4 protein-coding genes and 1 pseudogene are annotated in these 2740 nt (G+C 76.2%); 2 read left to right on the forward strand and 3 right to left on the reverse strand.

Annotated features, from left to right (window positions below; all coding sequences use genetic code 11):
* A pseudogene (locus tag HUW36_RS30170) lies at positions 1-462 on the forward strand (inositol monophosphatase family protein); the annotation flags it as partial.
* Here HUW36_RS30170 and HUW36_RS30175 read toward each other — a convergent pair.
* Complete coding sequence (locus HUW36_RS30175) at positions 437-742, reverse strand: hypothetical protein (protein WP_246248395.1); 306 nt, start codon at positions 740-742, stop codon at positions 437-439. The pseudogene HUW36_RS30170 and the gene HUW36_RS30175 sit on opposite strands and share 26 nt — an antisense overlap.
* Positions 743-802: 60 nt before the next feature.
* Between HUW36_RS30175 and HUW36_RS30180 the strand changes: the two genes are divergently transcribed.
* The gene (locus HUW36_RS30180; protein WP_174531197.1) at positions 803-1204 is read left to right on the forward strand and encodes a VOC family protein; all 402 of its coding nucleotides are present in this window, start codon (positions 803-805) and stop codon (positions 1202-1204) included.
* A gap of 44 nt (positions 1205-1248) precedes the next feature.
* Here HUW36_RS30180 and HUW36_RS30185 read toward each other — a convergent pair whose 3' ends face one another.
* Together HUW36_RS30185 and HUW36_RS30190 are read right to left on the reverse strand one after the other, a co-directional pair.
* A complete protein-coding gene (locus HUW36_RS30185) occupies positions 1249-2139 on the reverse strand; it encodes a GNAT family N-acetyltransferase (protein ID WP_174531198.1) in 891 nt (296 codons plus the stop codon).
* A 64-nt stretch (positions 2140-2203) separates the two neighbouring features.
* A partial coding sequence (locus HUW36_RS30190) for a methyltransferase domain-containing protein (RefSeq protein ID WP_174531199.1) occupies positions 2204-2740 on the reverse strand: 537 nt, incomplete at its 5' end.

Raw genomic sequence — 2740 nt, forward strand, 5'->3', positions numbered from 1 at the left:
GGCCCGGTGGGCCGCCCGCTGCGCGCCGCGCTCCGGCCGGTGCCGGCCGCGCCGGTGCTGGCCTGGACCCAGGGGCACGAGGTACGTCGGGACGACAGCACCGCCCGGGCACTGAAGGTGGTCCTGGACACCACCGCCCGACGGGTGCTGCAACTGTGGGCGCCGCTGCTGTCCTGGGTGATGCTGGCCCGCGGCGACATCGACGGCATCGTCGGCTACCGCCCCGAGGGGATCGACCTGCCGGCCGGGGTGCTGCTGGCCGTCGAGGCCGGCATGGCGGTGCGGGCCCTCGACGGCGGCACGTTCGACGACCGCTACGGCTGCCCGGCCGACCGGCGCAGCTTCGTGGCCGGACCGCCGGAGACGATCGACCGGCTCGTCAAGCTGGTCACCGCCGCACAGTGGATCGAACCGCAGGTGCGTCGGCTCACCCCGGTCAGTCTCGGCTCGGTCGGCTGGTAGGCCGACCCTCGTGCGGGGTGGCCCAGCAGTGGGCGCCCCGGAACCGCACCCCCGGCACGTCCGCGAGCAGGCGCTCCGGGTCGACCAGGGCGGCCAGCGCCGACGGCAGGTCGGCGCGCAGCGCGGCGGCGGCCTCGTCGAGCGTGTCCGGCTCGTCCGTCCAGTCGATGTCCGCGCGCCGTAGCCGCCGCTCGGCGAGCGCCGTCACCGCGTCCGGGTCGTCGACCACGACCTCGACCCGACAGAGGACCCGCATCACCACCGGCTCGTCGTCCCGCACGCCCGGCAGGATCCCATCCGGCGGGTCTGCGGCGCCACCGCGATCCGTTAGCCTCGGCCGATGGCCGCCAGACAGCTCAAGCTCGGGCTCCGGGTCCGCGACCTCGACCGCTCCCACCGGCTCTACCTCCGCCTCGGCTTCCGGCAGATCCCGCAGGAGGACCAGCCGCACCTGCGCTACCTGACGTTCGGCCACACCTGGCTCATCCTGTCCGACCTGCACCGCCACGGGCACCACGACGACGACCGGGAACGCGTGGTCAAGGCCGGCCCGCCCGGACTGGGCGTGGTGCTCACCGTCCCCTGCGTCGACCTGGACGCCACGTACGCGCTCTGGCGCGACGAGGAACTGCCGGTCACGCTGGAACCGGAGGACGTGGGCTGGGCGAGGATCTTCTACGGTCTCGACCCGGACGGCTACGAGGTGATGTTCGAACAGTTCCACCCGGTCGGCCGCGGCTGAGCGGCTCAGCGCTCGACGGTACGCCCACCCGACAGCGATCGGCGTCAGGGCACGACGACCAGGTTGGCCATGTCCACCACCGGCCGGTAGCCGAGGCGCGCGTAGAGCCGGTTCGACGTCGGGTTCGCCTGGTCGGTGTAGAGGCACACCCGGGCGCCCTCGTCCCGCAACAGGCGGCTCACCTCGGCGACCGCGTTGGCGGCCCAACCCCGGCCGCGCTGCGCCGGCGGCGTGTAGACCGGACCGACCCGGGCCACGCCGAACGACGTCGGGTTGGCGGCGGTGAGGTGCACCGGCCGCCCCGCCCCGTCGGTCCACAGCCAGATCCGGCCGGTCCGGATGCGCCGGAGCAGCTCGTCACGGTCGGGTGTCTCGTGGGCGCTGACGCCGCGGGCGCGGCCAGCCTGCTCGTCGGCGTCGGCCATGAACGCGCCGAACCACGCGGCGACCAGGTCGACCTCGTCCTCCCCGGCGACCCGCAGCCCGCCCGGCACCGGCGCGGGCGGCACCAGCTCGTCGAGTTCGTGCAGCCTGGTGTGCTGGGCCACCTCGACCCGGCCACCACCCAGACGGGCCACCTCGGCGGCACACTCGCGGGCCGCCGGCAGCGCGCCGTTGACCGCGGTCACCTCCTCGCCGCGCTCGTGCCACGTCCGGGCCAGCGCGACGGCCGCCGCCGCCGGCATCGGCAGCAGGAACGGCGGGAGCGGGGTGGTCCGCATCCCGACCCCCACCACCGCGCCGGCCGCGTCCCGGACGACGAGCCACCAGTCGTCGTCGGGTGCCTCGATCCCGTCGGCCCGACGGGCGGCGGCCCGGTTCGTGACGCTGGCGACCACGGTGGCGACCACCGGGTCCGCGGCCAGGTGGTCGCCGGCGGCGGCGAGGAACTCGCCCGGCTCGGAATGGAAGTGCAGGGTGGGGGCGGTCGTCATGGGCGAACGCTAGCGGCCGGTCGGCGCCCCGCCGAAGCGGTTTTCCGGCCCTCGGCCCGCCGGCTCATCCGCCGGCCAGCTCCGCGAACCACCGCCCGCCGGCCGGGTGCACGTCGCGCACCACCAGACCGGCCGTCGCGGCGGGACCGTGCACCGCCCGGGTGTCCAGCCGGGCCCAGCCGAAGCCGGGTCCCCGTCGTCGCCCGGAGACCACGTACGCCCGGCCCTGCCAGGCGCCGCTGCCGGGCGGCTCCAGCTCGACCAGGACCGTGCCGTCCCGGTGCAGCAGCTCCCGGCACCGGCGCAGCAGGCGGCCCGGGTCGCCACCGATGCCGATGTTGCCGTCCAGCAGCACCACGTGCCGCCACCGGCCCTCGGCGGGCAACGGGTCGAACAGGTCGGCCCGCAACGCGACCGCGCCCCGGGACCGGGCCAGCGCCACCGCCCGGGCGCACACGTCGACCCCGAGCGTGCTCACGCCGGAGCGCGTCAGCGCCGCGGTGAGTCGGCCCGGCCCGCACCCGAGGTCCAGCGTCGGCCCGTGGCAGCGGTCCACGACCGTGGCGATCGCCGCCTCGGCCGGGCCGTGCCACCGCTCCAC

The organism is Micromonospora maritima (genome assembly GCF_902825405.1).
Taxonomy (GTDB): domain Bacteria; phylum Actinomycetota; class Actinomycetes; order Mycobacteriales; family Micromonosporaceae; genus Micromonospora; species Micromonospora maritima.